General features: G+C 73.6%; 31 protein-coding genes. 14 read left to right on the top strand and 17 right to left on the bottom strand.

Features of this window, described 5'->3' with window-relative positions:
• Positions 1–96: 96 nt before the first annotated feature.
• Positions 97–1,329, top strand: a complete 1,233-nt coding sequence (locus tag ACFV0O_RS34200; protein WP_380347636.1) for an MFS transporter — start codon at positions 97–99, stop codon at positions 1,327–1,329.
• 72 nt (positions 1,330–1,401) lie between these two features.
• On the top strand, positions 1,402–1,848 hold the full coding sequence (coaD, locus tag ACFV0O_RS34195) for a pantetheine-phosphate adenylyltransferase (protein ID WP_380347635.1): 447 nt from the start codon (positions 1,402–1,404) through the stop codon (positions 1,846–1,848).
• Between the two features lie 225 nt (positions 1,849–2,073).
• On the opposite strand, the gene ACFV0O_RS34190 is transcribed toward coaD, so the two are convergent.
• A complete protein-coding gene (locus ACFV0O_RS34190) occupies positions 2,074–2,751 on the bottom strand; it encodes a hypothetical protein (protein WP_380347634.1) in 678 nt (225 codons plus the stop codon).
• 238 nt (positions 2,752–2,989) lie between these two features.
• Here ACFV0O_RS34190 and ACFV0O_RS34185 point away from each other — a divergent pair, with 238 nt between their 5' ends.
• The 5 genes from ACFV0O_RS34185 (at position 2,990) to ACFV0O_RS34165 (ending at position 5,622) form a co-directional block, all read left to right on the top strand.
• Positions 2,990–3,709 (top strand): hypothetical protein, encoded by a 720-nt coding sequence (locus tag ACFV0O_RS34185; RefSeq protein ID WP_380347633.1) that lies wholly within the window; start codon positions 2,990–2,992, stop codon positions 3,707–3,709.
• A gap of 149 nt (positions 3,710–3,858) precedes the next feature.
• Positions 3,859–4,134: a hypothetical protein gene (locus ACFV0O_RS34180; protein WP_380347632.1), complete on the top strand. Its 276-nt coding sequence runs from the start codon at positions 3,859–3,861 to the stop codon at positions 4,132–4,134.
• Positions 4,135–4,295: 161 nt separating this feature from the next.
• Positions 4,296–4,757 (top strand): SRPBCC family protein, encoded by a 462-nt coding sequence (locus ACFV0O_RS34175; RefSeq protein ID WP_380347631.1) that lies wholly within the window; start codon positions 4,296–4,298, stop codon positions 4,755–4,757.
• On the top strand, positions 4,754–5,116 hold the full coding sequence (locus ACFV0O_RS34170; RefSeq protein WP_380347630.1) for an ArsR/SmtB family transcription factor: 363 nt from the start codon (positions 4,754–4,756) through the stop codon (positions 5,114–5,116). The genes ACFV0O_RS34175 and ACFV0O_RS34170 overlap by 4 nt, the downstream gene beginning before the upstream one ends.
• Positions 5,117–5,181: 65 nt before the next feature.
• A complete protein-coding gene (locus ACFV0O_RS34165) occupies positions 5,182–5,622 on the top strand; it encodes an SRPBCC domain-containing protein (protein ID WP_380347629.1) in 441 nt (146 codons plus the stop codon).
• 93 nt (positions 5,623–5,715) lie between these two features.
• Here ACFV0O_RS34165 and ACFV0O_RS34160 read toward each other — a convergent pair whose 3' ends face one another.
• From ACFV0O_RS34160 to ACFV0O_RS34135, 6 genes are all read right to left on the bottom strand, one after another.
• The gene (locus ACFV0O_RS34160; RefSeq protein WP_380347628.1) at positions 5,716–6,108 is read right to left on the bottom strand and encodes an Imm50 family immunity protein; all 393 of its coding nucleotides are present in this window, start codon (positions 6,106–6,108) and stop codon (positions 5,716–5,718) included.
• A complete protein-coding gene (locus tag ACFV0O_RS34155) occupies positions 6,101–6,619 on the bottom strand; it encodes an Imm50 family immunity protein (protein ID WP_380347627.1) in 519 nt (172 codons plus the stop codon). Before ACFV0O_RS34155 ends, ACFV0O_RS34160 begins: the two co-directional genes overlap by 8 nt.
• Before the next feature lie 82 nt (positions 6,620–6,701).
• The gene (locus ACFV0O_RS34150) at positions 6,702–7,463 is read right to left on the bottom strand and encodes a hypothetical protein (protein ID WP_380347626.1); all 762 of its coding nucleotides are present in this window, start codon (positions 7,461–7,463) and stop codon (positions 6,702–6,704) included.
• A gap of 118 nt (positions 7,464–7,581) precedes the next feature.
• Positions 7,582–8,073 carry a tyrosine protein phosphatase gene (locus ACFV0O_RS34145; RefSeq protein ID WP_380347625.1) on the bottom strand — a complete coding sequence of 164 codons (492 nt, stop codon included), beginning with the start codon at positions 8,071–8,073 and terminating at the stop codon, positions 7,582–7,584.
• 368 nt (positions 8,074–8,441) lie between these two features.
• Positions 8,442–8,798: a hypothetical protein gene (locus ACFV0O_RS34140; RefSeq protein ID WP_380347624.1), complete on the bottom strand. Its 357-nt coding sequence runs from the start codon at positions 8,796–8,798 to the stop codon at positions 8,442–8,444.
• A gap of 303 nt (positions 8,799–9,101) precedes the next feature.
• Positions 9,102–10,037, bottom strand: a complete 936-nt coding sequence (locus ACFV0O_RS34135; RefSeq protein ID WP_380347623.1) for a helix-turn-helix domain-containing protein — start codon at positions 10,035–10,037, stop codon at positions 9,102–9,104.
• 102 nt (positions 10,038–10,139) lie between these two features.
• Here ACFV0O_RS34135 and ACFV0O_RS34130 point away from each other — a divergent pair, with 102 nt between their 5' ends.
• Entirely contained in the window at positions 10,140–11,231 is a 1,092-nt protein-coding gene (locus ACFV0O_RS34130; protein ID WP_380347622.1) for a saccharopine dehydrogenase family protein, read from the top strand.
• A 34-nt stretch (positions 11,232–11,265) separates the two neighbouring features.
• Here the strand turns inward: ACFV0O_RS34130 and ACFV0O_RS34125 are convergent, their stop codons facing one another.
• On the bottom strand, positions 11,266–11,967 hold the full coding sequence (locus ACFV0O_RS34125; RefSeq protein WP_380347621.1) for a hypothetical protein: 702 nt from the start codon (positions 11,965–11,967) through the stop codon (positions 11,266–11,268).
• Between the two features lie 168 nt (positions 11,968–12,135).
• Between ACFV0O_RS34125 and ACFV0O_RS34120 the strand changes: the two genes are divergently transcribed.
• Positions 12,136–12,864, top strand: a complete 729-nt coding sequence (locus ACFV0O_RS34120; protein WP_380347620.1) for an SDR family oxidoreductase — start codon at positions 12,136–12,138, stop codon at positions 12,862–12,864.
• 237 nt (positions 12,865–13,101) lie between these two features.
• On the top strand, positions 13,102–14,808 hold the full coding sequence (locus ACFV0O_RS34115; protein ID WP_380347619.1) for a CocE/NonD family hydrolase: 1,707 nt from the start codon (positions 13,102–13,104) through the stop codon (positions 14,806–14,808).
• 136 nt (positions 14,809–14,944) lie between these two features.
• Here the strand turns inward: ACFV0O_RS34115 and ACFV0O_RS34110 are convergent, their stop codons facing one another.
• Complete coding sequence (locus tag ACFV0O_RS34110) at positions 14,945–16,111, bottom strand: DUF6183 family protein (protein ID WP_380347618.1); 1,167 nt, start codon at positions 16,109–16,111, stop codon at positions 14,945–14,947.
• A 572-nt stretch (positions 16,112–16,683) separates the two neighbouring features.
• Here ACFV0O_RS34110 and ACFV0O_RS34105 point away from each other — a divergent pair.
• A complete protein-coding gene (locus tag ACFV0O_RS34105; protein WP_380347617.1) occupies positions 16,684–17,262 on the top strand; it encodes a suppressor of fused domain protein in 579 nt (192 codons plus the stop codon).
• 83 nt (positions 17,263–17,345) lie between these two features.
• Here ACFV0O_RS34105 and ACFV0O_RS34100 read toward each other — a convergent pair whose 3' ends face one another.
• Positions 17,346–18,821 carry a hypothetical protein gene (locus ACFV0O_RS34100; RefSeq protein WP_380347616.1) on the bottom strand — a complete coding sequence of 492 codons (1,476 nt, stop codon included), beginning with the start codon at positions 18,819–18,821 and terminating at the stop codon, positions 17,346–17,348.
• Between the two features lie 120 nt (positions 18,822–18,941).
• Between ACFV0O_RS34100 and ACFV0O_RS34095 the strand changes: the two genes are divergently transcribed.
• Positions 18,942–19,442 (top strand): HIT family protein, encoded by a 501-nt coding sequence (locus ACFV0O_RS34095; protein ID WP_380347615.1) that lies wholly within the window; start codon positions 18,942–18,944, stop codon positions 19,440–19,442.
• Positions 19,443–19,607: 165 nt separating this feature from the next.
• On the opposite strand, the gene ACFV0O_RS34090 is transcribed toward ACFV0O_RS34095, so the two are convergent.
• The 3 genes from ACFV0O_RS34090 to ACFV0O_RS34080 all read right to left on the bottom strand — a co-directional run bounded on the left by ACFV0O_RS34090 (position 19,608) and on the right by ACFV0O_RS34080 (position 21,834).
• Positions 19,608–20,174: an SMI1/KNR4 family protein gene (locus ACFV0O_RS34090; RefSeq protein ID WP_380347614.1), complete on the bottom strand. Its 567-nt coding sequence runs from the start codon at positions 20,172–20,174 to the stop codon at positions 19,608–19,610.
• A 66-nt stretch (positions 20,175–20,240) separates the two neighbouring features.
• Positions 20,241–20,918, bottom strand: a complete 678-nt coding sequence (locus ACFV0O_RS34085) for a hypothetical protein (protein WP_380347613.1) — start codon at positions 20,916–20,918, stop codon at positions 20,241–20,243.
• Positions 20,919–21,075: 157 nt separating this feature from the next.
• Positions 21,076–21,834, bottom strand: a complete 759-nt coding sequence (locus ACFV0O_RS34080) for a DeoR/GlpR family DNA-binding transcription regulator (protein ID WP_380347612.1) — start codon at positions 21,832–21,834, stop codon at positions 21,076–21,078.
• A gap of 49 nt (positions 21,835–21,883) precedes the next feature.
• On the opposite strand from ACFV0O_RS34080, the gene ACFV0O_RS34075 reads away from it, so the two are divergent.
• Together ACFV0O_RS34075 and ACFV0O_RS34070 are read left to right on the top strand one after the other, a co-directional pair.
• A complete protein-coding gene (locus ACFV0O_RS34075) occupies positions 21,884–22,267 on the top strand; it encodes a DUF4406 domain-containing protein (protein WP_380347611.1) in 384 nt (127 codons plus the stop codon).
• On the top strand, positions 22,264–22,941 hold the full coding sequence (locus ACFV0O_RS34070) for an NUDIX domain-containing protein (RefSeq protein WP_380347610.1): 678 nt from the start codon (positions 22,264–22,266) through the stop codon (positions 22,939–22,941). The genes ACFV0O_RS34075 and ACFV0O_RS34070 overlap by 4 nt, the downstream gene beginning before the upstream one ends.
• 58 nt (positions 22,942–22,999) lie before the next feature.
• Here the strand turns inward: ACFV0O_RS34070 and ACFV0O_RS34065 are convergent, their stop codons facing one another.
• From ACFV0O_RS34065 to ACFV0O_RS34050, 4 genes are all read right to left on the bottom strand, one after another.
• On the bottom strand, positions 23,000–23,827 hold the full coding sequence (locus ACFV0O_RS34065) for a hypothetical protein (RefSeq protein ID WP_380347609.1): 828 nt from the start codon (positions 23,825–23,827) through the stop codon (positions 23,000–23,002).
• 97 nt (positions 23,828–23,924) lie between these two features.
• On the bottom strand, positions 23,925–24,587 hold the full coding sequence (locus tag ACFV0O_RS34060) for an adenylate kinase family protein (RefSeq protein WP_380347658.1): 663 nt from the start codon (positions 24,585–24,587) through the stop codon (positions 23,925–23,927).
• A 40-nt stretch (positions 24,588–24,627) separates the two neighbouring features.
• Positions 24,628–26,019, bottom strand: a complete 1,392-nt coding sequence (locus tag ACFV0O_RS34055; protein WP_380347608.1) for a hypothetical protein — start codon at positions 26,017–26,019, stop codon at positions 24,628–24,630.
• Between the two features lie 105 nt (positions 26,020–26,124).
• Positions 26,125–26,355 carry a hypothetical protein gene (locus tag ACFV0O_RS34050; RefSeq protein WP_380347607.1) on the bottom strand — a complete coding sequence of 77 codons (231 nt, stop codon included), beginning with the start codon at positions 26,353–26,355 and terminating at the stop codon, positions 26,125–26,127.
• Between the last annotated feature and the right edge of the window lie 166 nt (positions 26,356–26,521).

Raw genomic sequence — 26,521 nt, 5'->3', positions numbered from 1 at the left:
CGCAGGTCACACGAGGACGAGGCGGACACCGGCGCACCCGCCACACCCCCGCTGATCACCGACCGACATTGGCGATTCACGAGAACAGGAGGCGCCGTGCCGCGCTCCGAACCACTGCCCCGCACCGTCCGCCTGCTGTTACTGGCCCGGGTCGTCAACCGACTCGGGGCCTTCTCACTGCCCTTCCTCACCGCGCTGATCAGCGCCGACCACGGCGCGAGCCTGACCACCGCCGGGCTGGTCAGCGCCGCCTTCGGACTCGCAACGATCCCCTCACGGCTGGCCGGAGGGCACCTGGCCGACCGGATCGGCCGGCGCACGACCATCGTGCTCGGCCTGGGCGGATGCGCCGCCGCACAGCTGGCGATCGCTGCCTCCGCCTCGCTCACCTGGGCAGTCGCCGGGGCGGTGCTGCTCGGACTGGCCTTCGAGCTCTACGAGCCCCCGAGCCAGGCGATCATCGGCGAGTCCGTGCCGGAGCAGCACCGGGTGCGCGCGTTCAGCCTGTTCAGCGCCGCGCTCGCGGCGGGCGCCATGGGCGCCGGGCTGCTCGCCGCGCTCCTCGGCCGCTGGGACCTGCGCTGGCTCTTCGTCACCGACGCCGCCACCTGCCTGGCCTGCGCACTGCTCATCCGCCTGGCCCTGCCCCGCGACCGCCCCGCACCACCCGGAGCGGACCAGGACGCCACCGCCGTACGGCCGCTGCGTGACCGAGCCCTGCTGAGCGTCCTGGCCACCGGAACCGCCTACGCCCTGATCAACCAACAGGCCGTGATCACCCTGCCGCTCGCACTCGCACGGCAGGGCCTGCCCGCCGCCGACGCCGGGCTGCTGTTCACCGCCGCCGCGGCCACCACCGTACTCGCCCAACCACTGATCCGACTGCCCTGCGCGACCAGGCTGACCACGCCCGTCACACTCGCCCTCGCCCACCTCCTCCTGGCCACGGGACTGACCGGCTACGCCCTCAGCCGCACACTGCCGGCGCTGCTCGCCTCAGCCGCCGTGACGAGCCTCGGCGATCTGCTGGTCATGGGTCGTGTCTACGCGCTCGTCACCGCCCTCGCGCCACCCGGTGGAACCGGACGCTACCTGGCCGTCTTCGGCACCAGCTGGGGCGTCGCCGCGACCCTCGCACCCGTCCTCGGAACCCAACTGCTCGCCCACGCGGGGACGACCGCACTGTGGTCGGCCATGGCCGCGTTCTGCCTCCTGCTCGCCGCACTGCACCTTCGGGTGACACCCGAGCCGGCCCACTCACGGCAACGACGCGAACCCGGGGAACCCAGGGCGGCCGAGCCGGTGTCCGCACCCCGCCCGCAAAGCTGACCGACCGCAGAAGGGGCCGCCACCCGGGAGCCGCAACGGCCGCGCGGGACCCGCTTGTTAACCTTTCCGATCGTGCGAGCCCTCTTCCCAGGATCCTTCGACCCGGTCACTCCAGGGCATCAGGACGTTCTCCACCGCGCCGCCCTCCTGTTCGACGAGGTCGTCGTCTGCGTGATGTTCAATGCGAACAAGACCGGCCGCTTCCCCGTCGCCGAACGGCTGGACCGGCTCCGCACGGCAGCAACCGACCTGAGCAACGTCACGGTCGACTCCCACACCGGCGGCCTGCTGGTCGACTACTGCCGCCGGGTCGGAATCGACGTCGTCATCCGCGGAGTCCGCGACGTCCACGACCTGGACCACGAGATGCCGATGGCCCGCATGAACCACGAACTGGCCGGAATCGAAACGGTCTTCATCACTGCGGACCCCGCCCTGCGCCACGTCTCCTCCACCCTCGTCACCGCGATGGGTCAGGCCCTGCCCCTGGCCGGGCAGAGCGGGCGGTCGCGTCCGTAGCGGCGGACGATCCGGCAGTAGCCGGTGAGCCTGCGGGCAGTGAGCCCGGATCCGCGGCTGCTGTGCACGCTCCGACCGGTGCCGTTGAGCCCGTTCCGGCCGCCGACGACGCCGCGAAGCCCTTCGTCGCCCCCGGCCCGGTGGCCGCGGTCGGCATCGGGCGGCGCCGAGCCGGGCGGCCCGTACCCGGACGGGTGCCGCCAGCCGCGCCACCCTCCCCGGCGGTCAGGCCTGCTCGTAGTGCGCGAGGTATCCGGCGAGTTCGCCGTCCACGGTTTCGTCGCCGTAGCCGTGCAGGGCGCACCACAGGCGGTTCTCCACCCAGAAGCGGTACGCGAACTCCTCGAAGGAGGAGGCGCACCGGGCGATGGATCCGAACCAGTCCACCGGAGTGGCCGGTTCGTCCCAGCCGGGCGCGTCTTCGAGGTCCAGCGGGGAGGCCACCACGAAGGCGTCGCCGGTGGGGCGGAGGTAGAGGTACCAGTGCACGCAGTCCTGCTGGTCCCGCAGGAAGCGGACCAGGAAGGCACCGGGCTCGACCGGGCTCGGTATCGGCGAGGAGACGTCCGTCCAGCAGGCCGTGGCCGACACCGCGTCCAGGGCGCGGGCGCTGTCGGCGCCGGTCTGGAACGCGATGAATTCCGCGGGCAGCACGATCCCGGCGTCCGCGAGCTCGGCGGCGACGGCGTCGAGGTGCCGGGCCGACTCCGGCACCAGCGGGCCGGTGCCGCCGAGCCACCCGAATCCGCCGTCGAAGCGGGCCGGGTCCAGTGGCGGCAGCGTGTCCGCGTCGTACCACTGGTAGGTGCCGCCGCACGGGCGGTGCGGGCCGAGGTCGGTGGCGCACCAGAGGGTCTGGAAGACGGGGTGGCGGGTCGGCTCGGTGTCGGTGGCGGCGGTCACGATGCGCTCCTCGGTACGGGCTGCTGCGTCACCCGTCATCCTGCCGACCGGGACTGACAACCCGCCTCGCCCGGCCGGGGCCGGTGGAGCGCCACTGCCCGAACTGCCCGGTGGGCGCCGCTTCCTGGCGCGCTTGACTTCGCACACGCCCCGCCACAAGCATGGTCGTGACCGCCGGGGAGGGTCCGTGGAGCCAGGCACCATCCGTCAGATGTCGAAGCGCGGACGACGGAATCGCTTGACCGCCGTGGCCGTCGCGGCCGTTGTCGGTGTCGGACTCGCGTTCAACGCGTGGATCGACCAGGGTCCGGAGATCAAGATCCACGAAGGCCCCGTGGCCGGCTACCCGCTGCTGGTCGGCTCCGACGGCCGGACCCTGACCCTCAGCATCGGCTGGGGGTGTGAGAACCGACCCGAGCTCGTGGCCCGTGAGTCCGCAGGCGCGGTGAAGGTCTCCCTGCGGCATTCGGTCCGCTCGGGGTTCTGTGACCTGGGCGGCTACGCACAGATCACCACCCACCTGAACAACCCGCTCGGGACCAGGGCACTGAACGACACGACGGGCAAGGCCGCCGTCCACTTCGACGAGCGCGATCTGCTCCGGCCCGCGTTCCTGCCGGAGAACTACTACCCCTACCCCGCAGGCAGGATGGTCGCCCTGCCCGGGGTGGCCCCGCTCCCGACTGACACTCCGGCCTGGGCCATCGGGTACCGGCTGGGCACGGGGCCCGAACAGGGGTCCCTGATCATCAGCCAGACCCTCCGGAACAGCACACCGCCGGACGGCCGGGCCACCACCGTCAAGGGCCACCCCGCGACCATCACGCAATCGGATGCCCAGAACGGGCCCCGTTCGCTGACGTGGTCGGACGGGACCTCCACCTTCGTCGTCACCACCGGCGCGCCCCCGCGGCTCTCGGACGAGGAACTCGTCCACATCGCCGAGAGCCTGGGGTGACCGACACCACGACGACGTCCGGTGGGGCCTCGCCCTGCGGGCCGGCCCCGCGGGAACAACGCCTCGGCGGACTGGAGGACCGGGCACTGATCGGTCCGGCTGCCCCTCGACGCGCCGATCGCTGCGGGGCCCTGGGTAGAGTCCGGACGGTGACTGGGAACCGGGGCCGTTGGCCGAAGATCGACGAGGATCGTGGCGTCGAGGACGTGACGCTGCTCATCCTGGAGTGGCTGGGTGAGCAGGGCGTGAACGCCATGATCAGGGTGGATGCCGCGCGGGTGGCCGACAACGCGCCGGCCTGGACGTTCGCCGCCAGTGGGGGTCCCCTGGAGCTCGGGCTGCGCGCTGACGGGCGCACCGTACAGCAGTGCATGTCGGGTGCCCTGTCCAAGCTGCGCGAGGCGGGACTACCGGTTCCGTTCTGATCGCCGGCCCGCCGGTTCGGGGAACCCGGCCGGGCTCAGAGCCTGGTGCGCATCCGGCCGGGCCGGACACCCTCTAGAGCAACCAAAGGTTGCGCATCGCGGTGGAGCGGTCTACCGTTATATGCAACCAAAGGTTGCGAATATCCGAGGAGGAGAGCGGGATGGAGTACGGCAGCATCGCGCGGGAGATCCACGTCGAGGCCACGCCCGAGATCGTCTACGAGGTCATCAGCACCCCCGAACACCTGCGGGAGTGGTGGCCGGACGAAGCCGACCTCAAGCCGGTCCCGGGAACCACCGGGGTCATCTCGTTCGGCGTGGGGACACCGGACGTGCAGGTCGCACCGCTCACGGTGGTGGAGGCCGACCCGCCCCGGCGGTTCAGCTTCCGCTGGGCCTACGACCAGGGCGAGACCGCGAAGCCCGGCAATTCCCTCCTGGTCACCTTCGACCTGGTCCCGTCGGACGGCGGCACACTGCTGCGCTTCACCGAGACGGGATTCCGGGAGAAGGGCTGGGAGGCGGCCGTCCTGGAGGAGACCTACCGCGACCACGCCAACGGCTGGGACCACTTCCTGCCACGCCTCGTCACGTACGTCGCCCGGGTGGTGGCGCACCCGTGAGCGCGGCGGTGAACGCGGCCGCGGGCGTCACCGTCGACGACGAGCTCTGGTCCGCGGTGGGAGACCCCATCCGGCGCCGGATGCTCGACCTGCTCCTGACCGACGACGGCGGCACCGCGACCACCCTCAGCGAACAACTGCCGGTCACCCGCCAGGCGGTCGCCAAGCACCTCGGCGTTCTCGGCCGGGTCGGCCTCGTCCACGACACGCCCTCCGGACGCGAACGCCGCTACGAAGTCGACGAGGCGCAACTCGCCCGCGCCGTCGCCCAGTTGTCGTCGGTCGGCGCCGCCTGGGACGCCCGCCTGCACCGCATCAAGCGGATCGCCGAGGCCATCCAACGCAGCCAGGAGAACTGAGCACACAGACCCGAACGCACGAGCGCGCCCGATCGTGGGCGCCAACACGAGAGGGAGGTACCGCCATGGCGGACATCCTGCACCGGATCGGAGTCACGGCGTCCCCGGAGGCCGTCCACGCCGCCCTGACCACGGTCGACGGACTGGCGAGCTGGTGGACCGAGGAGACGGACGGCGACCCCGGCGTCGGCGGAGTGGTCCGGTTCCGCTTCGGCCCCGGCGGCTTCGACATGAAAGTCCTGGAGACCGAGCCCGGCCGGCGGGTGGTCTGGGAGGTCATCGACGGCCCCGAGGAGTGGATCGGCACCCGGATCCGCTTCGACCTCAAGCAGGAGGACGACTTCACCATCGTGCTGTTCCGGCACGAGGACTGGAGGGAGCCGGTCGAGTTCATGTACCACTGCAGCACCAAGTGGGCCACGTTCCTGATGAGCCTCAAGGCCGTGCTGGAAACCGGTACGGGTGCGCCCGCACCGCGCGACGTCAAGATCAGCAACTGGCACTGAGCGCCCGCGCCGGGTGACGTACGGCGAGGAGCGGGGGCCGGGGGCCGGGGCCGTGGGCCGGGTGGGGCTTCCCCCTCGGCCCACGGCCGTGCGTCACTCGGCGCCCCAGAGCCGTCCGACCGGCGGCTCTGCGCGGATCCCGGCCGCCACGAAGGACACGTGCTTGCCCCGGCCGGCGAGCACGACCCTCCTGCCCGTGAGCGTGGCGTCGGTCGTGGGCCAGCCCGACCAGGCGTCCACCTCGAAGTCCGTCACACCGACGCAGACCAGCACGAACTCGACCGCGTTGTGGCCGTGCTCCCGCCACCGGTCCGCAGCACCGGCCGGAACGGCCCGTGCGGAGAACCGCAAGGTCACGGACGCTTCGCGTTCGTCGACCAGGACGGAGTCCAGGCCGTAGTCGCTCAGCGGGGGCGGCGGGGAGCCCAGCACCTCGCGGACCGTCCCGGGGTTCACCAGCTCGGCGGACCAGTCGTGGTCACCCATGGAACACCTTCGCGGTCGTGGGCGGCAGCGCGCTGCCGAACAGGCGCCGGTCGATCGGGCTCACGAACCACCGCTCGGCCGCGTACGGTCCGGCGTCGCCGGGGCGGGTGGCGTAGGCGTTGAGGTGCTTCGCCGTGACCTCGGCGTACGCGGTGAAGTCCAGCGAGAACCCCCGGCCGCGCACCCCGACCTCGATCCGCCGCTCCCGGTCCCGCAGGTAGCGGCTCACCTCGACGTCGACCACGGTGGCACCGGGAACGCCCCGCATCCGCAGGTCCTCCTCCACCGCCGTGAACCCGATCTGCGCCTCGAACCGGTCGCAGCCCGCATCCGCCCAGGCCTGCGGGGCGAGGTCGGGAAAGGACGGGAACTCGACCCGCAACGTCACCCCGGCGCCGCGCGGATCCAGGTGCACCGACCGCAGCACCAGGCCCTCCAGGGGCGGCACTTCGGTGTAGAGCGCGGTCAACTGCTCGGAGCGCAGGAGCGCCGGCCACGCATCGACCTCCATGGGCCCGCCCTTCCCGTCCTGATACCTCGCACACCGTCGTGACCTGGGATGATACTGCCCGACGTTCGCCCCTCCCCGACGTTCACATGAACAGCGGATCGGCCGGCGGCCACGGGTAGCCCAGTTGCTCGGCGTGGTGCGTACCTCCCCAGACCTCGGCGGTGGCCCGGGGATCGCCTGCGGTCAGCCGCGCTTCGAGCTCCTCGACCTGGTCCGACGGGTCCTCCGCGGAGATCCAGAGGGTCGTCCCGAACTGGATCCAGGGCAGATCCGTATCGGCCCGGTTCCGGGGATGCCTCAGAAGGAGGTGGATCCGATCGGGTTCCTGGCGGGCGGCCCAGACGTCCTCCACCTCGCAGTCCCACCTGGCCAGCCAGTCCTCGCGGCCCCTCAGCCGAGCCTCCAGCAGCCGCGCGACCGCCCCTCCCGGCCACTCCCACCCGCGGTCCTCCTCGGCTCGCAGGACCTCGGCCTCGTACTGACCCGCGGCGAACCGCAGCTCCGGCAGGTCGAGGTCCTCGTCGACCGGGTCGCGCCAGCCCGCCCAGACGACGTGCTCCCCGTCCCGTCCGACCGTCACGTACAGCGCGCCACAGCACATCTCCACACCGCACCCGGCCCACGCGAGACGCACCTCGTGGGGCGTCGTCGTGGCACGCAACGGCCCGCCCCGGTCCAACAGGTACCGGGGCCCCGCCCCCACGTACCGGCGGCCTCCCCCGTCGCGGGGGGCCGCGTCGGCCACGAGGTCCCGGCCACCGATGAACGGGCGGACCTCCAGGATGCCCTCACCGGGCGGTGGGCACACGATGTTCAGGCGGAGAAGGTCAGGTTCCAAGGGCATCGGGCCATGGTCACGAAGCCCGCCGCGGCTGTCACGCGATTTTGCGTGACCTCCGGGCGTCGCGGGGCCGGGCGGGGCAGGGCGGGGCAGGCGGCCGGGCGCAGCGGGCGGCAGATTGTCAGGCCGGCTTGAACAGATCCACCGTCCATTCGCGCTGCTCTGCGGTGTCCGGCACGGCGAGCCCGCGGGCCCGTTCGATCCGGTCCCAGGCGGTGTCGGGGTCGACGCCGTTGAGGATGAGGAGTGCGGCCGCGAGGAGGGACGAGCGTCCGATGCCGGCCCGGCAGTGGGTGACGACGTGGGCACCGTCGCGCAGCCGTTCGGCCAGTTCGTGCAGGGTGGGCAGGATCGCGGTGCGGTCGGGGACGGTGCGGTCGGGGATGGGTATCGCGACGAACCGCAGCCCGGCCGCGGCGGCGATCCGGGGTTCGTCCGTGAGGCCGAGTTCGTCGAGTTCGGGGCGGGTGAGCGCGCAGACCAGGACGTCGACGCCGCAGTTCCTGAGCGCGGCCATCTCGTCTTCGAGCCAGTCGTTGCCGCGGGGGCGGGCCATGGTGCTCAGTCGGCCCGGGCCGGGGAGGTCGACGGTGAAGAGGGCGGGGGTTCGCATGTCAGCAGCACTTTCGGTCGGTGTGGCCGGGTGGCAGTCGGACGGTCGGTCAGGGGTGGGGGTCGGACGGTCAGGGGCCGGGGCCGGGGCCGACCGGGTTCGGCAGTGGGCTCGCTCGGGGTCGGGCCGGCTGGGGTGGCCTCCGACGGCGGCTGCGGCCGCCTCGGCGAAGCGCTCAAGATGGCGGCCGAGAGGGCGGCCGGGAGGACGGCCGGGATAGCGGCCGAAGGCGCTCCGGCCGTCGTCGACGGCGGCGCATTCCTTGCTCGGTGAGCGGATTTTCCCACCAGCACGCCGCCGCCGGTCGAGGCCGCGTCGGCCTGCTCCGCACCCGGCCTGCTCCGTACCGGCCCGCACCGAGCCCGCGACTATTCCGACAAGTCCCCGGCGAGGCCTGCGTCCTCGGCGAACGTGCTCGCGCCCGAGAGGTCGAGGTGGAAGGGGGATCCGTCGGCGAGCGGCGTCCACCCTCGCGCGAGAGCGGTCCGTACCGCCCGGGCGACATCAGCCGGAAGGATCGGCTTCGTCGGGCTGAACCAGTTCTGGGGGTGGATGCGATCGGTCCGGACGACCAACGTGGTTCCCGGGACTGTAGCGTCCTCGACCGCGATCATCAGCGGCGTCCACCCGTTGACCTGACGGTGGGTCGGCTTGTGGCGGATGCGCCAACGGTAGGTGACACCGTCCACGACCGTGCGCCGGGACCTCTTCCTGACGAGCGCCACCGTCTGCTCCTTCACCTGCACGCACGGCCGACCCGACAGTGGCAGGGTGCCCTCCCCGGAGGCAAACCATTTTGGGGGAGCCTCGACACGGTCACGAGCGGGGTCCGTGGTCTCCGGGACCACCTGACCTGGCCCGGTGCGGGCCCGGTCGCACGGGTGTGCCGTCCTCCCGGCCGCCGCGGAACCGTCATCCTGCCGGTCCCTGTCGCGCTCGCCGTCTCCGCCACCGTCTCCGCCGCCGGCGCCGCCCGGGACCGACACGCACCGACCGCCGAGCCGCCCAGCCCGCCGTCGACACCGGTGTCAGGAGCGGAACGTGCGGCGGTAGGTGTCCGGCGGCACGCCGACCGTGCGGTGGAAGTGGCGGCGCAGCGTGGTGGCGGTGCCCATGCCGGTGGCACTGGCGATCCGCTCGATCCCGTCGTTGGTGGTTTCCAGCAACTCCTGTGCGTGGCGGATGCGTTGGATGAGCAGCCACTGCAGTGGCGTGGTGCCGGTGACCGCCCGGAAGTGCCGGCCCAGGTGGCGCGAGCTCATCCGGGCCTGACGGGCGAGGTCCTCCACGGTCAGCGGCTGGTCGAGCCGCTCCAGCACCCACGGGAAGAGGTCGGCGAGCGGGTGGTTCTCCGGGGCGGGCACCGGAGTGGTGACGAACTGGGACTGGCCGCCGTCCCGGTGCGGCGGCACGACCAGGCGGCGGGCCACGGTGTTGGCGACCGCGGCGCCGTGGTCGAGGCGGACCAGGTGCAGGCACAGGTCCATGGCGGCGGCCTTGCCCGCGGAGGTGAGCACGCTGCCGTTGTCCACGTAGAGCACGTCCGGGTCCACCGTCACCCGCGGGTAGCGGGTGGCCAGTACGTCGGTGTGGGCCCAGTGCGTGGTGGCCCGCCAGCCGTCGAGCAGTCCGGCGGCGGCCAGCACGAACGCGCCGGTGCAGAGCGAGGCCACCCGCGCGCCCGCCTGGTGGGCCGCGCGCACGGCGTCGACCAGGTCGGTGGGCGGGTCCACGTCCACGTCGGCCCAGCCCGGGACGATCACGGTGTCGGCGGCCGCCAGCCGGTCGAGCCCGTGGTCGGGCTCCAGGCGGAACCGTTCGACCCGGACCGGGCCCGGGCCGCAGACCGCCAGGTCGTACCAGGGGCCGGTGAGGGCCGCCGGGCGCGAGCCGAACACCTCGTGCGCCAGGGCGAGTTCGAAATGCAGCATGCCGTCGGTGACGGCCAGGGCGACGGAAGCCATGTCCGGAATTGTACGAGCCGTGTCGTTCCGGACACTCACCGCCCGGCGGGCCGCACGAGCAGGATGGCGGCAACGGGAAACGCACAGGAAAGAGGCAGGACCATGGGGCAGTCGGTCGCGGTGTTCGGGGCGTACGGTCACACCGGGCGGTTCGTGGTGGCGGAGCTGCGGGAGCGGGGCTTCCGCCCGGTGCCGGTCGGCCGGGACGCCGGCAAGCTGGCGGCACTGGCGGCCGAGCACCCCGGCAGCGAGGCGCGGCCGGCCTCGGTCGAGGACGCGGACTCGCTGGACCGCGCGCTGGCCGGCACCGACGCGGTGATCAACTGCGCGGGGCCGTTCGCCGACACCGTCGCCCCGGTGGTCGAGGCGGCCCTGCGCGCCGGAATCCCCTACGTGGACGTGGCGGCGGAGATCGAGGCCAACCTGGACACCTTCGACCGGTTCGCCGAACGCGCCCGGGCCGCGGGCACCGTGGTGGTCCCCGCGATGGCCTTCTACGGCGGCCTCGGCGACCTGCTGGCCACCGCCGCGGTGGACGACTGGACGGCGGCCGACGAGGTGCACATCGCCTACGGGCTGAACAGCTGGCACCCCACCCCGGGCACCCGGCTGTCGGGCACCGTCTCGCGGGAGCGGCGCGGTGACCGCCGGCTGCGCCACACCGGCGGCCGGCTGACGCACCACCAGGACGAGCTGCCGGCCCTGGAATGGGCCTTCCCCGAGCCGCTGGGCACCCGCCCGGTCATCGGCGAGTTCGCCATGGCGGACATCGTGACCGTGCCGAGCCACCTGGCCGTCACCGACCTGCACAGCTACATGACCGTCGAGGCCGTCCGGGACCTCGCCGCACCACGGACGCCCGCACCGGTCGCGGCCGACGAGCGGGGCCGCTCCGACCAGACCTTCCTGGTCGACGTGGTGGTGCGGAACGGCGGCGAGCAGCGTCGGGCGGTGGCCCGGGGCCGGGACATCTACGCCGTCTCCGCGCCGCTGGCGGTGGAAGCGGTGCACCGCATCCTCACCGGACGGACCCGGACGGTCGGGGTCGCCTCCGCGGGCGAGGCCTTCGACGCGGTCGACTTCCTGCGCGCACTCTCCGGGCACCTGGACGTGGATCTGAACGTGGATCTGAACGTGGACGTGGACCCGTCCGTGGCCGTGGAACCCGCCGTGGCCGCCGGGCCGGCCCTCTGAGGTCGCACGCGGACGCTCCCGAGGCCGCCCCCGCTCAGGAGTCCTGGACGAGCAGCTTCCCCCGGTCGCCGTCCTCGGACACGAAGGCGAACAGCCTCGGCGACGCACCGAGGACGAGGCGGAACGGCACCCAGTTCGAGTCCAGTTGCAGAAGAAGCCGCCAAGGCCCGCCGTCCGGCCACTCCTCGCCCTGGAAGAACACCGGCGTCCCGCCGATCTTGTCGCCGTCGATCCCCACACCGTCGATCCCGACGCCGCCGATCCGCTCGACGCGGCGGTCCCGGTCGGCAGCTGGCAGCGCTGCGCGTTCCTCCTCCGTCAGGGCATCGGGCTCCTCGACGGAGCGAAGGCCGACGGTGAACTCCACCGCGGACCCGTCGCCCGCGTAGATCCCGGGTCCGGTCGCCAGCGGGCGCACCGGGCCGGTGTAGTGGCCGCCCGGCTGGACGATCACCGCGTTCTCGCCGCCGTCGGGGTCGATGACGTCGGGATCGAAGAAGTCCTCCTCGTGATCGGCGTGGGTCACGAAGAGGTAGGCCGTCCTCCCATGGCCGGCCGCTCCGAGGACCGGGCCCAGCTCGATCTGGCCGACGAACCGCATCGGCCGGTCCCACGCCGCGCTGATCGGCCACTCCGGACCCGTGCGCCACACGGGTTGGCCGCCGAACTTGGTGATCGGCGTGGAGACCGGCCGGCCGGCCGCGGAGAAGCCCTCGATGCGCAGTGTCGTCACCATGCCCGACATGGTGCCAGCCAGCGGCGACATCCCGGCCCGGCCGGCCTTCGCCGGGAGGACCGTCCGCCGTCCACCGGCCTTACCCTGCCGGGGCATTGGACCTCTTGGACCTCGACACACGGTTACGCTGACCGTGATCAACAGGAGAAGCTCGACGGAGGGGCGCGGATGGATCTCGCCGGGAGGACCGTGGTGGTCACCGGGGCCGGGCGTGGGCTCGGCAGGGCGTTCGCGCTGCACGCGGGCCGGGCGGGCGCGCGCGTGCTCCTCTCCGCGCGCACCCTGGCTGCCGCCCGGAGGACGGCCGAGGAGGTGGCGGCCGACAGCGGTGCGCGGGCGGACGCGTTCGTCTGCGATCTGGCCGACCCGGCCACCGTGCGGGCTTTCGCGGCGGGCGTCGCCGCCCGCACCGACCGGGTGGACGTGCTGATCAACAACGGCGCCCGGTACCTGGCGGGCCCCGACCTGTGGAACGCCGACGACGAGGCGATCACGGACACCGTCGCCTCCGGGGCCACCGGCACCCTGCTGACGGTCAAGCACTTCCTGCCGCTGCTGCGCGCTTCCGAGGGCGCGGACGTGGTCAACCTGGTCTCCTCCGCCGCGGAGGCCCGGAACCACCGGTCCCAGGCGCATCCCGCGTTCTACGCGGCCAAGGCCGCCCAGGCCGGCTTCGCCGACGTCCTCTCCCACCGGCTCCGCCCCGAGGGCATCCGCGTCATCTCGCTCTACCCGCCGGACTTCACGGACGGCGACCCGCTCGACCCCACCTGGGACCGGGCCTCCCGGACCGCGGACGACCCGCTGACGGCCCGGTCCGTCCTCGACTGCGTCCTCTTCGCGATCGGTCAGCCACGGGACTGCTTCATCCGCTCGTTCCACTTCGAGCAGCTGTAGCCCCCGGCGGCGGAGGAGAAGGGTCACCCGCCGACCCGCCATGCTCCCGCACGGTCCTCAAGGTCCGGACGCCCGGCCTGGAGAGGCGTTCGGCGCGGGTGGGTGCTCGACGACGCGCGATCGGCCGCCACCGGTTGGTTACTGGCCAGTAATTTGGCTGATCATCATCTCCCCTGAGTCTTCGTCAGATCGCTACGCTCCGGCAGTCGAGCGGATCGAGCACAGATGGAGCACGTGATGGAACGACCCACCCCCAGCCGTGGACGCCGGACGGCAAGTGCCGTCCTCGCGGCGGCACTCGCCCTCGGCGGGGCCGCCGTCGCACAGCCGGCCGTCGCACAGCCGGCCGTCGCGGACTCGCAGGCCACGGGCGTGGCGGGCGTCGGGTCGTTCCGCCTGGCCGACATCCCGATGAAGGACGGCGTCGTCCTCAAGGCCGACGTGTTCACGCCCGCCCCCGGGACGCCGGGGGCCGACCCGCAGGGGCGCTACCCGCTGCTGGTGCAGCCGGCCAGCTGGGGCCAGAACGACCTGGAGTACGTCGCCCAGGGCCGGGCGCTCGCCGCCGACGGGTACGTCGCCGTCACCTACACCGTGCGGGGCTTCTGGGGATCCGGCGGGCAGGTCGACGTCGCCGGGCCCAAGGACGTCGCCGACATCTCCACGGTGATCGACTGGGCGCTCGCGCACACCCCGGCCGACCCGGCCCGGATCGGCATGGTGGGGCTCTCGCTGGGCGGCGGCCTGACCCTGCTCGGAGCCGCCTTCGATCCGCGGATCAAGGCCGTCGCCTCGCTCAGCGGCTGGGCCGACCTCACCGACTCGCTCTACAGCGGGCAGACCCGGCACCTCGAGGCCGCGGCCGTGCTCGCCGGCATCCAGGCCCCGACCGGCCGCAAGAGCCCCGAGTTCGCGCGCGTGCTGAACGACCTCTTCGCCGACCGCGACCTGCCCGACGTCATCAGCTGGGCGGACACCCGCTCCCCGGCGCGCTACCTGGACCGGATCAACGCGAACGGCACCGCCGTCCTGATGGCCAACGCCTGGGGCGACAGCTTCTTCAACCCCAGCCAGGTCACCGACTTCTACCAGCGGCTGACCGTGCCCAAGCGCCTCGAACTGCGCCCCGGCGACCACGCGAGCCAGGAGTTCAGCGGACTGCTCGGGCTGGACAACGCCACCTGGAACAGCGCCCGTTCGTGGCTCGACCGGTACGTCAAGGGAGCCCCGGCCCCGGCCCCGGACCCTGGCACGCAGCCGGTCCACCTCGAAGTGCGCCCCTCCGGCACGTCCGAGAGCCACGCCGACTGGCAGTCCGTCAGCTCCCGCACCGAGCACCTCACGATCGGCGCCGACGCCCTCGGCCCCGACGCCCCCGGCACCGACACCCCTGGCGCGGGTGCTCCGGGCGCGGGTGCTCCCGGCGGCCCGGCCTCGACGGGGTGGCAGACCACCGTGCTCGGCGGTATCCCCTCCGGCGCGAGCGGCGGCGTCGCCCTGCTGTCCGGGCTCGTCGACCAGACCCTGCACCAGCCGCCGACCGTGGCCGTCCCCCTGCTGGCCCGCTCGGCCGCCCTCGTCCGGCAGTCCGAGCCCTACCCGCAGGGCCTGTCGCTGCGCGGCGTCGCCCGGGTGCACACCACGGTCACCGCGACCGCCCCGCAGGGCACGGTCGTCGCCTACCTCTACGACGTGGACGCGCTCGGCCTCGGCCGGCTGATCTCCCACGCGCCGCAGAGCTGGTCCGGGCGGACACCCGGGCAGCCGTTCCCCCTGGACGTCCCGCTCTTCGCCACCGCCTACGACCTGCCGGCCGGCCACCGCCTCGCCCTGGTGCTCGGCACCCGGGACGCCCTGTACGGCGGGGAGACTCCGCTCGGCTCCAGGGTGACCTTCGGCTCGACCAAGGCCGACCCGGCCGGCCTGACGCTGCCGGTGCGCTGATCGCCTGACCGCGTGACCGCGTGACCGCCGCCGGGAACCGTCCGGGACCGTCCGGGACCGGGAAGTTCCCGGCGCTCCCGGGGCTCCCGGCGGCGGCGAACGGCGTCGGGTCGGCCGTCAGTCAGCCGACCGTCCGTCAGTCGGTGTCGGTCGCGGCCAGCACGGCGATCTCGTGGCCGCCCGGCCGCAGCGCCGCCACGCCCAGGTCCCAGGCGATGTCGTGGAACCAGGCGGAGCCGGAAGCGGGGCGGAACCAGTGGGTCCGCCGGGCCGACTCGGCGACCTGCTCGACCGGGGCGTCCGCCGGAGCCCCGGTCAGCCCGGCAAGCGAGCGCCAGGCGGCCAGCCTCCCGTGGGCGCCGCACTCGCCCGGACCGTACGCGGACATCCGTACGGCCGCGGTGAACAGGGTCCGGAACACCTCCTCCGGGGTGGACGGGAGGAGCCCGGGCTCGTCCTCCTCCCACGCGGTCAGCGGCAGCCGCGCGAACACGGCCGGGAAGTCCTCCGGCCGGACCGGGTCGGGTGACCAGAAGTCCTGGGCGGCGATGCGGCCGTTCGAGTCCGTGCACCAGTGCCGGACGACCGCGCCCATCAGCTCCGCCGTCCCGGGGACGCTGATCTCGGTCATCTCGACGTCCGCGGTGCGTTCCCGCATCGCTTCCGTGGCGTGGAGTTCGACGGCGTCACGGCCCGTCGGGCCGAGGAGCCCCACGGTCCAGGTCCAGTCGGGTGCCGCGTCCTCCGGACGGATCAGCCCCCGCTCCTCCGGCAGCAGGTGCAGCGGCAGTCCGGCGAGCGGATGCTCCAGGAAGGCAGGCGTGCGAGCGAAGGCGAGGAGAGCAGGAGAGTCCTCGACCGGAACGCCGGCGAGCACCAACTCCTGCAGCAGACAGGCCCGGAACTCCCGGGGGTGCACCGCGTCCGGCTGCTCGCCGTACACCACCTGCTCGATGTCCTCGGCGCGCTGGCCGCGGGCGACCGTCGCCGCCAGCGCCCGCTCGGTCCGCTGACGCCGCAGGCCGTTCGAGGAGAGCGACAGAGGGGTCTGGAGCAGGGCGCGCAGGCTCTCCGGTGCCGCGTGACCGGCCAGGCTCCGGAGCAGATGGCCCAGCACCGCTTCGTGGTTCGCGGAAGGACCTCCCTCCGCTGCGGCCTGCCCGGCGATGTCCCCGCCGATACCCACGACCCAGTCGACGTCACCTGCGGACACCCGCAGGCCGATCTCGTGCTCCAAGGCGGCGACGTCCGCGTATTCGGCGGTGGACAGTGCCGCCACGGTGCGGGCCGACTGCTCGTTCATCCGGGTCGTTCTCGTCTCGGGCTCGCAGGGGTGGATGGTGTCGGCCGAGTCTAGGCCCCTGTCCGGCCGGGACGGTTCGGCGAGTCGGTCCGCCGGGATCGTCCGCCGGGATCGTTTGCCAGGATCGTTTGCCGGGACGGTTCGCCGCGACGGCAGTCCCGGCGGCGGTCGTGGTGGTCGGAGGCGCGGTGACGTCCGCCCCACCGCCGGTCCTCCCGGGCCGAGCCCGGACACCCGGAGCGGCACCCCGCGACCTACCACCCCGCCCACGGAGTCCGGCACTCCCACGGCTGCTGCACCGTCGCGGCCACACCCGTGGGGCGTCATCCTCCGCGAGAAGGGCGCCGCGGGCGAGCCCGCCCCCGAAGCGAAAAGGCCCTGTGCCGGAGGCGGAAGACCGGAGAAAGTCACGTGACCCTGCCGATGGCACAGTGTTCCGTCAACGAACTCCTTTTCAGAGGAAGGACTTCACGGTTCCCACCCGTGGCTGTGGCTGTGGTCGGTCCGCGCACATCAGCGCATGTGGCTACCCCCCCGGCACAAAGCGGTGACGCCGGGGAGATGATGGCCGGATGCCGAACATCACTGCTCGCACCGCTGTGCTCGATCACCTCCGCACGACCTTCCCCGGCCGTGTCATCGACGAGGTCCCGGGGGTCGAGGGGCCGATCGAGGAACGCGTGCCCGGATTCCGGGTGTTCAGGGTCCACCCCGCTCATCCCGGCGACTGGTGGCTGTACGTGACGTCCGGATGCTGGGACTCGACCCAACACGACGGCCACGGGATCGAGTTCTTCCTCGCGGCGCCACGCGACGAGTGGCTCAACCTGGAGAGCGTCACGATGAACGCCTTCTACCACTGCGGGCCGGCTCACCAACGGCTCGATGTCGGACACACCGTGCCGATCGGCAGGCCCTGGCTCGACGACTCGGACTGTGACCACTACCTGGTGAGTCTGCCCTATCCGTTCGGGCCCGACTTCGAGATCTGCAGGTGGGGCGACGACGCCCATGCCCGGATCCTGTGGCTGCTGCCGATCACCGAGGCGGAGAAGGACTTCCGACGGGAGGCCGGGCTGGAAGCGCTGGAGAGTCGATTCGAGGATCTGGAAATCGACCCGGTCGATCCCGGGCGGGCGTCCGTGGTCTGATACGCGGCACCCGGGGGTCAGGCCCCGAACGAACGCCGCTCGACGTGGTCGCACCGGCGGCGGACCCCGCTACCGCCGCAGGGTCAGAACGGCGGCTCCTGGACGAACTCGCCCGCCCCGGCCCAGGGGTCCTCCTGTTCCCGCCGCTCCGCCGCCTCCCGCTCCCGCCGCTCGGCGGCCACGCGGCCCTCGGCGATCGTCGGGACGGCGGCGAGGGCCTCGGCCGGGCGGCCCTGCCTGATCAGCATCTCCGCCAGGTCGAAGTGAGCCGAGTCGTGGGTGGACGAGCGGAGAAGCGCCAGTGCCTCCTCCGAGCGGCCGTCCCGCTCCAGCAGCCGCGCCAGCGCGGTGTCCCACTCGCCGGGCTCCCGCTCGTTGAGGGCGGTGGCCTCCGCGATTCCCTCCGCGCAGCGGCCCGCCTCGCGCAGCAGCCAGAGCCGCAGGCGCAGGACCTGGTCCGGGTGCCCCTCGACGTACGCGCCGGTGAGGCCCTGCAGGAGTTCGAGCGCCGGACCGGGGCGGCCGTCGTCGACGAGCAGTTCCAGCGCCCAGTGGAGGAGGTTCCAGCAGTCGTAGTAGGCGTAGGTGGGCCGGCCGGTCTCGACGGCTTCGTCGATCCTTCCCTGGCGGACGAGGAGGTGCATCAGCGCCACACGGTCCTTCGGGTGGTCGTGGTCCTCGATCCCCTTGCGCAGCAGGGCCTCCGCTTCGGGTGCCCGCCCCGCGTCCTCCAGCGCCTTCGCGTACACGTCGAAGGCGGAGCGGTGATCTTCCGCGGCGAGGGCTCTCAGCTCGTCGATCAGGCCCTGCCGGGCGAGGAGTGCCGCGTAGTACTCCGGGAAGTTGACGGGATGACGTCGGCCCGAGGCCGTCTCGGCGCGCAGGACCTCGACGGCCTCGTCCGTACGCCCGGCACGTTCCAGGACCCGGGAGATCAGGAGCAGCACGTCCCACCGGTCCGTGCGGGCCGTCCGGGCCGTCCCGCACGATTGACCGCAGTGCTCGCACCCCGCGCGCTCCATGCGCTCCGCGCGCTCCATGCGCTCCATGCGCTCCATGCGCTCCGCCACCTGCGTGAGCACCTCCAGGACCCGGTCGTCGCGCCCCTGCCCCTCGGTCACGTCGACCAGGCGCGACCGGAGCCAGAACTCACCGAGATGGGGCGTGAGCACGTCGATGGCTTCGTCGACCCGCCCGGCCTTCGCCGACAGCTCGGCGTAGCGCGCGCACACGTGGCCGTCGCCCAGCTCGGTCGCGTCCGGGCGCACCATCGCGAGCGCTTCGTCGCCCTCGCCGCGCCGGATCATGATCTCGGCGGTGACCCACTCGGCGGCCCTCCAGCCGATGTCCGTGAACGGGTCCATCAGCGCCAGCGCCCGCTCGAACTCCCCGACTGCGGACAACTCCCGCGCCGCCGCCTCCGCGCAGTTCCAGTCCCCGCGCTCCTGCGCCGCCCGGATCAGCAGCTCCAACTGCCCCATTTCGAGGAGGCTTTGCGCCATCCAGGGGTAGACGCCGCCGTGGGTGCGCGCTTGGTGGGAAAGATCGTCGATGTTCACGCGGGCAGCCTACGAACCGCCACCGACAACCCGGTCCGGCGGGCGGGGCACCGCGCGTGGAGCGGGTGACGTGCCGTACGTGACCCGGTCCGACGGCGCGCGTGGATAGGGTGCACTGTCATGGGTGACGACTGGCGGGACGACAGGATCGGCAGCGCCCTGAAGGGCGTGAACCCCACTGTGCTCCGGCGGCTTGACGCCGGCTTCGCGGTGGTCGGCGACGTGCAGTTCCTGCCGGGCTATTCGGTCCTGCTGGTGGACGAGCCCGGTGTGCGGCGCCTGTCCGATCTTCCGCGGACCAAACGGATGGCGTTCCTGGCGGACATGGACCGGTTGGGCGAGGCCGTGGAGCGGGCCTGCCGGAGCCTCGACCCGCAGTTCCGGCGCGTGAACCTGGAGATCCTCGGCAACACCGACGACTTCCTGCACGCGCACGTGTGGCCCCGGTTCGAGTGGGAGCGTCCGGATCTCGTCGGCCGCCCGGTGTGGCTGTACCCCGCGGAGAACTGGCGCGATCCTGCGCTCGCGCTGGGGCCGGAGCACGACTCCCTGCGCGAGGCGCTCGTCCACCAGCTCGACGTGCTGTCCGCGCCGGCCGCCGCTCCGGAAGGCGCGGGATGAGACGCGTCGGGGAACGAGCGCAACAGGCCTTCCACGGCGGGACGATGTCGCTGCGTCACGGCCGGATCGCCCGGTCCGCCAGGTAGGCCGGAGCTGCGGAAGCCGCCGACGCCCCCGGTCACGACCGGAGCTGGCCACGACCGGAGTTGCCCGTCACGGCCGGACTCAGTCGCGGTACTCGATGAGTCCGTCCACCCCGTGGTAGTGCCCGGACGCCAACTCGGCGGCGGCGGCGCGGAGGGCGTCCAGCCAGCCCGCGTACCGGACGGTGTCGGGAACGAGGCCCTGCTCGGCGTAGAGCACCTGACCGTGCGTGCCGGCCGGAGCGGGGTCCAGGTCCAGGACGAACAGCGAACCGTCGCCCTCGCGCCCCAGCGGGATCCAGCCGCTGCGCCAGCAGTCGCCGAGCCGGATCTGCTCGTGCACCTCGTCGACGGACCACATGAAGTCCTCCACCTCCTGGTCGCGGAGCCCCGGCAGTTCGGAGAGGTCGGGGTGCTCGACGTCGGCCAGGGCGCCGTTGAGGTCGACCGCGCGGTGGATCGCGAGGGAGGCGGCGAACTCGGCGGGCAACGCAGAGCCCACCGCCCGCTCGACGGCGGCGATCTCCTCGGTTGTCGCAGGGCCTGCCAGGGCTGTGAGGCTCGCGGGCGCGTGTTCGGCCAACCAGTCCTCGATTCGCTTCCAAGCGTCGGCTACCGCGGTCCGCACCTGCTGGTCGAGATCGTTCATCGTGGTGTCCCCAACTCCGTTGCCGTCAGGTGGAGAACCTAGCCGGTCCCACTGACAAGGAAGTCGTCAGTACGTGTCGAGCACTTCGGGACGTCCGTCCTCGCCGCACGGCCCGGACAGCGGAACAGCCCCCGGCACGACCGGCGCGGCCGGAGCACGAGGGCCTGGCGAAGCCGCGGAAGAAGCGGCAGTCACCGGTCCGCGCGCGATGCGGGCGCGCCCGCCGGGCGGCAGGACGACGAGGTACTGCCGGTCGGCGTCCTCGACGCGGGCGAGCGTGACGGAGGTGCCGGCTGCCGCGAGCGCCTCGGCGGCCGGGCCGGCCTCCTCGGTCATCCGGTCGATGCGCGGGTGGAAGCGGGTGAGGCTCTTCGCGGGGCCGGTGATCCAGATGGCGATCCGCGCACCCCGGCGCAGCGAGGTGAGCAGGTCGGTGCGCAGCGGCCCGTCGTCGGCCTCCTGGAGGAGCAGGTCGTGCAGGCGTTCCTGCCCGCACGGCCGGGACGGCGCGGCTTCGGCGAGCGCCCGGCACGTGCGGCACGAGGCGAGGGACTGCGGCTCGAAGAGGTGCAGGAACAGCTTGAGGTAGCGGCCGCGGATCCCGCAGAGGGTCCGGCCCAGGCCGCCGGCGTGCTCAACGCCGGGCACGCCTTCGACCTCGACCGCGGGGAACTCGGCCGGCTCGCGCGCGGTGGCGAAGGACCACGTCGCGCCCGAGGGGCCGACGTCGGGAGTGTCGATCATGCGGGGCAGCATGCCACGCCGGGAGCCCGTCGCCCGTGCGGAGAGGTACGGAGGCCCCCGCCCCCGCCCCCGGGAGTCGCGGGCGGGGGACTCCCGGCGGACGTCCGCGGGCACGCACGGCGTCCACGCCGTGGCCGTCGGTGGGAGCCGTCACCCGTCAGTCGGCCGTCAGGATCGCCACGCCGTGCGCGGTGAGGCGGTCGAGGACCGGGTGGTGGGGGTCGGCGTCGGTGATCAGTCCGCTGATGTCCTCCCAGGGCAGGACGCGGAACCGGGAGGCGGTGCCGATCTTCTCGGACGAGGCGAGGATGTAGGTGTCCGCGGCGCGTGCGGCCAGGGCACGCTTCATCGCGGCCTCCTCGGCGTCGCCGGTGGTCAGTCCGGCGTCGGGGTGGACGCCGGTGACGCCGAGGAGGCACAGGTCGGCGGAGACGTTCTGGGCGGCCTCGACCGCGGCGGCCCCGCAGGTGACCGCCGAGTGCTTGAAGAGGCGGCCGCCGAGGAGGAAGACCTCGGCCAGGGGGTGGTCGAGCAGGGCGGCCGCGATCGTCGGGCTGTGGGTGATCACGGTGCAGGCGAGGTCGGGCGGGAGAGCGCGGGCGACGGCGAGGGCGGTGGTGCCGCCGTCCAGGATCAGCGCGCTGCCGGGCCGTACGAGCGCGGCGGCGACGGCGGCGACCCGCTGTTTGCCGTCCGGGGTGACGGTCTGGCGGGCGGCGTAGTCCGCGATGGCCGGGGAGACGGGCAGGGCGCCGCCGTAGACGCGCTGGCACAGCCCTTCGGCGGCCAGGTCGCGCAGGTCCCGGCGCACGCTGTCCTCGGAGATCCCGAGGTCGGCGGCGACCTGTTTGGCGACGATCTTGCCTTCTCGGGTGAGCAGGCCCAGCAGGTGGTCACGCCTCTCGGCAGCCAGCATCCGTACTTTCTCCTGTTCTTGCACGTTTCTGCGTGTATCGTAGCGCGCCATGACCGACAAGCCCATGCTCATCCTCATCGCCGGCCCCTACCGCTCCGGAACCGGCGGCGACCCGCAGGCCATGGCCGCCAACCTCGCCCGCCTCGAAGCCGCGGCCTGGCCGGTGTTCGCCGCCGGCCACGTCCCCGTGATCGGGGAGTGGATCGCCCTGCCCGTCCTGCGCTCGGCCGGCGCGGGCCCCACCGACCCCCTCGCCGAACAGGTCCTCTACCCGACCGCCGACCGCCTGCTCGCCCACTGCGACGCCGTCCTCCGGCTCCCCGGTGCCTCCACCGGAGCCGACCAGGACGTCGCCACCGCCCGCCGCCGCGGCCTGCCCGTCTACCACGACACCAACGAGATCCCCCGCCGCACCCCGCAGGAGACCGCGTGAACACCCGACCCGGCATCGACACCCCCGACCACCGCGGCCGCACCGGCCTCGACGAGGCCGGCCGGGGCCTGGACCGCAACCCCGACGTCAAGGTCCGCGAGGTGGAACTCACCTCCCAGGGCTGGCACGTCCTGCGCCGCACCACCTTCGACTACCGGCGCCGCGACGGGCACTGGACCACCCAGCAGCGCGAGACCTACGACCGCGGCAACGGCGCCGTCGTCCTCCCCCACGACACCGACCGCGGTCTCGTGCTGCTCACCCGCCAGTTCCGCTACCCGGCCTACGTCAACGACCACCCGGACGGCATGCTCGTCGAGGCCGCGGCCGGACTGCTCGACGGCGACGACCCGCCCGCCGCCATCCGGCGCGAGGCCGCCGAGGAACTCGGCGTCACCCTCGGCCCGCTCACCCACGTCCTCGACGCCTACATGAGCCCCGGCTCCGTCACCGAACGCCTGCACTTCTACGCCGCCCCCTACACCGCGGCCGACCGCACCGGAACCGGCGGCGGGCTCGAAGCGGACGGCGAGGACATCCAGGTGCTCGAACTGCCCTTCACCGACGCCCTCGCCATGACCCGCGACGGACGCATCACGGATGGCAAGACCATCCTGCTCCTGCAATGGGCCGCCCTGGACGGACCCTTCGCCCCCGCACCGGCCCCCTGCTGACGCCGCCACCCCGGACGGGGCGGGGACGGACGGGGCAGGGACGGACGTCGCCGGGACGTCAGAGGTCGCCGCTGTAGGCCGTGGCGGCGCCGGACCCCTCGTACGGGCCGCCGCCGGTGCGGGCGACGCTCTCCCGCGCCACCCGGCCGCCGAGCAGCGCGGCCCGGGCGGCGAAGTCCGGCAGCAGCAGGCGCAGCGCCCGGCGGCCGTACAGCGCGGTCAGCAGTCCCGCCTCCTCGGCCCCCGACGCCGTGGCACCGGACGACGCCGCCCCGGACGCCGTGGCCCCGGACGCCGTGGCCCCGGACGACGCCGCCCGGGGCAGGGGGTGCCGGCCGCGCAGCTCGCGCAGCAGCCGGTGCCCGGCCAGGGTGCGGGCCGGTGCGCAGAGCAGCACCAGCGAGAGCGCGGCCACGGGCAAGCCCGCCCACCGGGCCCCCGGCGTGGCGGCGAGCACGGCCGTGACGCTGGTGGCCGCGGCCAGCAGGCACGACATCGCCAGCCGGGCCGGGCCGCAGCGCAGGCCGCGCCGGACCAGGTCGGCGCGGATCTCCTCGCGGGCCCGCCGCACGGGCGGGGTGGTCGCGGCGTCGGCCCAGGACAGGTCCCGGCCGAGCGCTGTCCGCGCGGCCCGGTGCAGGGGTGTCGCCTCCCGCCCGGGGTGGGCGTGCACCACCCGCCGCAGGCGGCCCTGCCGGTCGGTGTCGAGCACCCCCGCGAGGTGCAGTTCGACGACGGCCACCACCAGCGCAGCCTTCGAACCCCCGCGCACGCCTGCGAACCCTGCCGCCGTCAGACCGTCCGTCCTCCCCCGGACCGGCAGCCACCGCAGCAGCCCCGCCCCGACGAGCCCGGCCACCGCGCACACCACACCGATCGATCCCACGACGCCCCCAGAAGCACCGAACATCAGGCGGCCCTCCCCGGCCTCCCTCCCCGGAAGGATGACACGGCCGGGCCGGCGGCACCAGGCGGTCATCCGCTCAACTGCCGTGCTGCCGTAGTGCGGTGAGTGCACGACCGGCTATCTCGTCGGGCGTGCCGACGGCGTCGACCGTGACGAGGAGGTCCCGCGCGGAGTAGTACCGGGCGACGGGCTCCGCCCACGCCTCGTGCGTGCTGAACCGACCGCGGGCCCTGCTCTCCTCGTCGTCCCGACGCCGGTAGAGGTCGGCACCGCAGAGGTTGCAGGCGCCCTCGGCGGCAGGGGTGCCCGCTGCCGGCTCGTGGTAGTGGGTCGACGCGCCGCGGCGGACCCGCCGGTCGGCCACGCTCCGGACGTGGCGCTCCGGCTCCTGCTCGGGAAGGTGCAACCGCACCACACCGTCGAGGGGTGTGCCGAGTTCGCGGAGCAGTTCGTCCAGGGCCACTGCCTGGGCGGCGTTGCGCGGGTGGTGGTCGAGGAGGAAGGCGGCAGGGGCCTCCCGGCGCAGGTGGTCGCGGACGACGGCGGTCATGAGTTCGTCCGGGAGCAGGCCGCCTGACTCCATGGTCTCGGCGGCCCGGCGGCCCAGCTCGGTGCCCTCGCGGAGGTGACGGCGGAGGAGATCGCCGAAGTTGATGCGTGGCACTGCCAGGGCCCGGGCGAGCGACTGGCCCGGCGTGTCCCACAACCAGGCCGGCGGCTCCACGTTGACGATGCGCATCGGCACACCCACCCACCTCTCCCCCGGGTTCGCGCCCACCCTATGGCCGCTGGTCGGCCCCCAACCGGGCGGAGCGTCGGAACCGCGGCTCGTCCGACCACAGGTGGATCGTCGGTACGACCGGCGGTCGGGGCCTGGTGTGCCGCACGAGGGCCAGCGCCTCCTCGACGCGGCCGAGGTCGACGAGGTGACCGGCCAGGTCATGCCGGTTCTCGGCGGCGTGCGGTGCGAGGGCGGCAACGGCCTCCTCGACGCGTCCGGCGCCTGCGAGCAGCTCGGCGATGTCCCGTGCCGCGTACGGGGTGTCGCCCTCGGGGTGGGCACGGGCCCGCGCGACCGCTTCGTCGACGCCGTCACGGGCGGCGAGCAGCGGCAGCCGTATCCGGTACAGGTCCCACTCCTCCTCGCCCCCGCGGGCGGTGGCGAGGGCGTCGAGGTGCGCCAGGCCGTCCTCGGGGCGGCCGAGCCGGAGGCACAGGTCGGACAGGGCGTGCAGGGAACAGTCGTCGCCGGGGTGGGCGTCGGCCCGGGTGCGCAGCACGGCGATCGCCTCGCCGCCCCGGCCGTGCCGGGCCAGGAGACACGCGAGGTCGAAAGCCGGGCCCGGGTGCCGGGCCGCGGGCCCGTCGGCCCGGCCGTACACGGCGATCGCGCCCGCCACGTCGCCGCGTTCCTCCAGCAGTTCCGCCAACCGCCGGGCGGCCCGGTCGTGTCCGTCGACTGCCGCGTGGGCGCGCAGTTCCTCGAGCCGGCCGTGCCGGGCCAGCAGGTCGGCGAGCCGGCCGTCCTCGTGGAGCGGGCTCTCCCGGCGGCGGAGGAGGGCGATCGCCTCGTCGGTCCGGCCCTGCCGCTCGCGGATCGTCGCGAGCAGGCCGAGCGCGGTGTCGGGGTGGAAGCCGCGGCAGCACCACGGGAAGTCGGAGCAGCGGTGGCCGGCCCGGAGCCGGGCGGCGAGCAGCACTGCCGCCTCCTCGTCCTGGCCCGCCGCCCCGGCGACGTCGACCAGGGCGGTGGCGAGCTCCGGGTCGTCGACGTGGGGCACCAGCAGGGCGAACGCCTCCTGGGCGCGGCCGTTCCTGGCGAGCAGGCGCGTGTAGGTCTCCAGGGCCGTCGGGTGCCCGGTCGCCATCCGGGCGCGGGTCAGCTCGATCGCCTCCTCGGCGCGGCCCCAGCCCTCCAGCAGCTCGGCCGCGGCCACGGTGGCCGTCCACCAGCCGGTCGCCAGGTACGGCGCCAGCACGTCCAGTGCCTCGGCCTGCCGGCCCCGCTCGCCCGACAGCCGCGCCCACTCCCGGGCGCAGAACCACTCCCCGCGCCCGGCCTGCTGCTCCACCACGGCGGCGTGGCCGCGTTCGAGCAGCCTCGCGACCAGCTCCGGCGGGATGCAGTCGGACCGTGTCCGGGCCTGGTGGTCGAGATCGGCAGCGTCCATGGCAGGAGACCGTAGCGCCGACCGCCGACACCCCGCCGACACCTCGTCGCCGCCCCGCTCCGGCAGCCGGACCGGTCCGGCGCCGGGGCGGCGGGCGTGGCGGGATCAGGCGGTCGTCCGGGCGTCGAGGGCCTCGGGTTCCGGGGTGCGGCGGCGGCCCTGCGGCCCGACGCTCGCGGTCTGCACGTCGTCGAGGGCCGGGGTGGCGAAGGGCGAGTCCAGGTGCTGAACCGGCACCAGGCGCTCGCCGTACGGCTGGTCGACTGCGGCGTCACGGTGGGAGAACGGCTGGGTCAGCGGGAGTCGGGCCGGACGGCTGGACTGATCATCACTCATGGCCCGCAGTCTGCCATCCCGCGCAGGCCGACCGTTCCCGACGGCACCCGTGCCGTGCCGGTGCCGCGCCGTACCGTGCCGCAAGACCGTCCCCCGAAGGTGGTTCGGGGCCGATCCGGCCGCACGGGCGGAGACGGCCGGGGGCTCGCGGAGTAGGGGCTGTGTC

It is taken from the genome of Kitasatospora sp. NPDC059577, from assembly GCF_042735475.1.
Classification (GTDB): Bacteria; Actinomycetota; Actinomycetes; order Streptomycetales; family Streptomycetaceae; genus Kitasatospora.
Note: the sequence above shows the minus strand (reverse complement) of the source record. Positions and strands in the feature narration are given on the sequence as shown.

What these genes read in the sequence shown, in the direction of transcription:
- ACFV0O_RS34125 (WP_380347621.1), bottom strand. Translation starts at nt 11,967, where the DNA reads ATGGTGACGACACTGCGCATCGAGGGCTTCTCCGCGGCCGGCCGGCCG.
- ACFV0O_RS34115 (WP_380347619.1), top strand. Translation starts at nt 13,102, where the DNA reads ATGGAACGACCCACCCCCAGCCGTGGACGCCGGACGGCAAGTGCCGTC.
- ACFV0O_RS34160 (WP_380347628.1), bottom strand. Translation starts at nt 6,108, where the DNA reads ATGGGTGACCACGACTGGTCCGCCGAGCTGGTGAACCCCGGGACGGTC.
- ACFV0O_RS34155 (WP_380347627.1), bottom strand. Translation starts at nt 6,619, where the DNA reads ATGGAGGTCGATGCGTGGCCGGCGCTCCTGCGCTCCGAGCAGTTGACC.
- ACFV0O_RS34130 (WP_380347622.1), top strand. Translation starts at nt 10,140, where the DNA reads ATGGGGCAGTCGGTCGCGGTGTTCGGGGCGTACGGTCACACCGGGCGG.
- ACFV0O_RS34105 (WP_380347617.1), top strand. Translation starts at nt 16,684, where the DNA reads ATGCCGAACATCACTGCTCGCACCGCTGTGCTCGATCACCTCCGCACG.
- ACFV0O_RS34055 (WP_380347608.1), bottom strand. Translation starts at nt 26,019, where the DNA reads ATGGACGCTGCCGATCTCGACCACCAGGCCCGGACACGGTCCGACTGC.
- ACFV0O_RS34150 (WP_380347626.1), bottom strand. Translation starts at nt 7,463, where the DNA reads ATGCCCTTGGAACCTGACCTTCTCCGCCTGAACATCGTGTGCCCACCG.
- ACFV0O_RS34085 (WP_380347613.1), bottom strand. Translation starts at nt 20,918, where the DNA reads ATGATCGACACTCCCGACGTCGGCCCCTCGGGCGCGACGTGGTCCTTC.
- ACFV0O_RS34075 (WP_380347611.1), top strand. Translation starts at nt 21,884, where the DNA reads ATGACCGACAAGCCCATGCTCATCCTCATCGCCGGCCCCTACCGCTCC.
- ACFV0O_RS34050 (WP_380347607.1), bottom strand. Translation starts at nt 26,355, where the DNA reads ATGAGTGATGATCAGTCCAGCCGTCCGGCCCGACTCCCGCTGACCCAG.
- ACFV0O_RS34110 (WP_380347618.1), bottom strand. Translation starts at nt 16,111, where the DNA reads ATGAACGAGCAGTCGGCCCGCACCGTGGCGGCACTGTCCACCGCCGAA.
- ACFV0O_RS34080 (WP_380347612.1), bottom strand. Translation starts at nt 21,834, where the DNA reads ATGCTGGCTGCCGAGAGGCGTGACCACCTGCTGGGCCTGCTCACCCGA.
- ACFV0O_RS34145 (WP_380347625.1), bottom strand. Translation starts at nt 8,073, where the DNA reads ATGCGAACCCCCGCCCTCTTCACCGTCGACCTCCCCGGCCCGGGCCGA.
- ACFV0O_RS34090 (WP_380347614.1), bottom strand. Translation starts at nt 20,174, where the DNA reads ATGAACGATCTCGACCAGCAGGTGCGGACCGCGGTAGCCGACGCTTGG.
- ACFV0O_RS34060 (WP_380347658.1), bottom strand. Translation starts at nt 24,587, where the DNA reads ATGCGCATCGTCAACGTGGAGCCGCCGGCCTGGTTGTGGGACACGCCG.
- ACFV0O_RS34135 (WP_380347623.1), bottom strand. Translation starts at nt 10,037, where the DNA reads ATGGCTTCCGTCGCCCTGGCCGTCACCGACGGCATGCTGCATTTCGAA.
- ACFV0O_RS34120 (WP_380347620.1), top strand. Translation starts at nt 12,136, where the DNA reads ATGGATCTCGCCGGGAGGACCGTGGTGGTCACCGGGGCCGGGCGTGGG.
- ACFV0O_RS34165 (WP_380347629.1), top strand. Translation starts at nt 5,182, where the DNA reads ATGGCGGACATCCTGCACCGGATCGGAGTCACGGCGTCCCCGGAGGCC.
- ACFV0O_RS34095 (WP_380347615.1), top strand. Translation starts at nt 18,942, where the DNA reads ATGGGTGACGACTGGCGGGACGACAGGATCGGCAGCGCCCTGAAGGGC.
- ACFV0O_RS34175 (WP_380347631.1), top strand. Translation starts at nt 4,296, where the DNA reads ATGGAGTACGGCAGCATCGCGCGGGAGATCCACGTCGAGGCCACGCCC.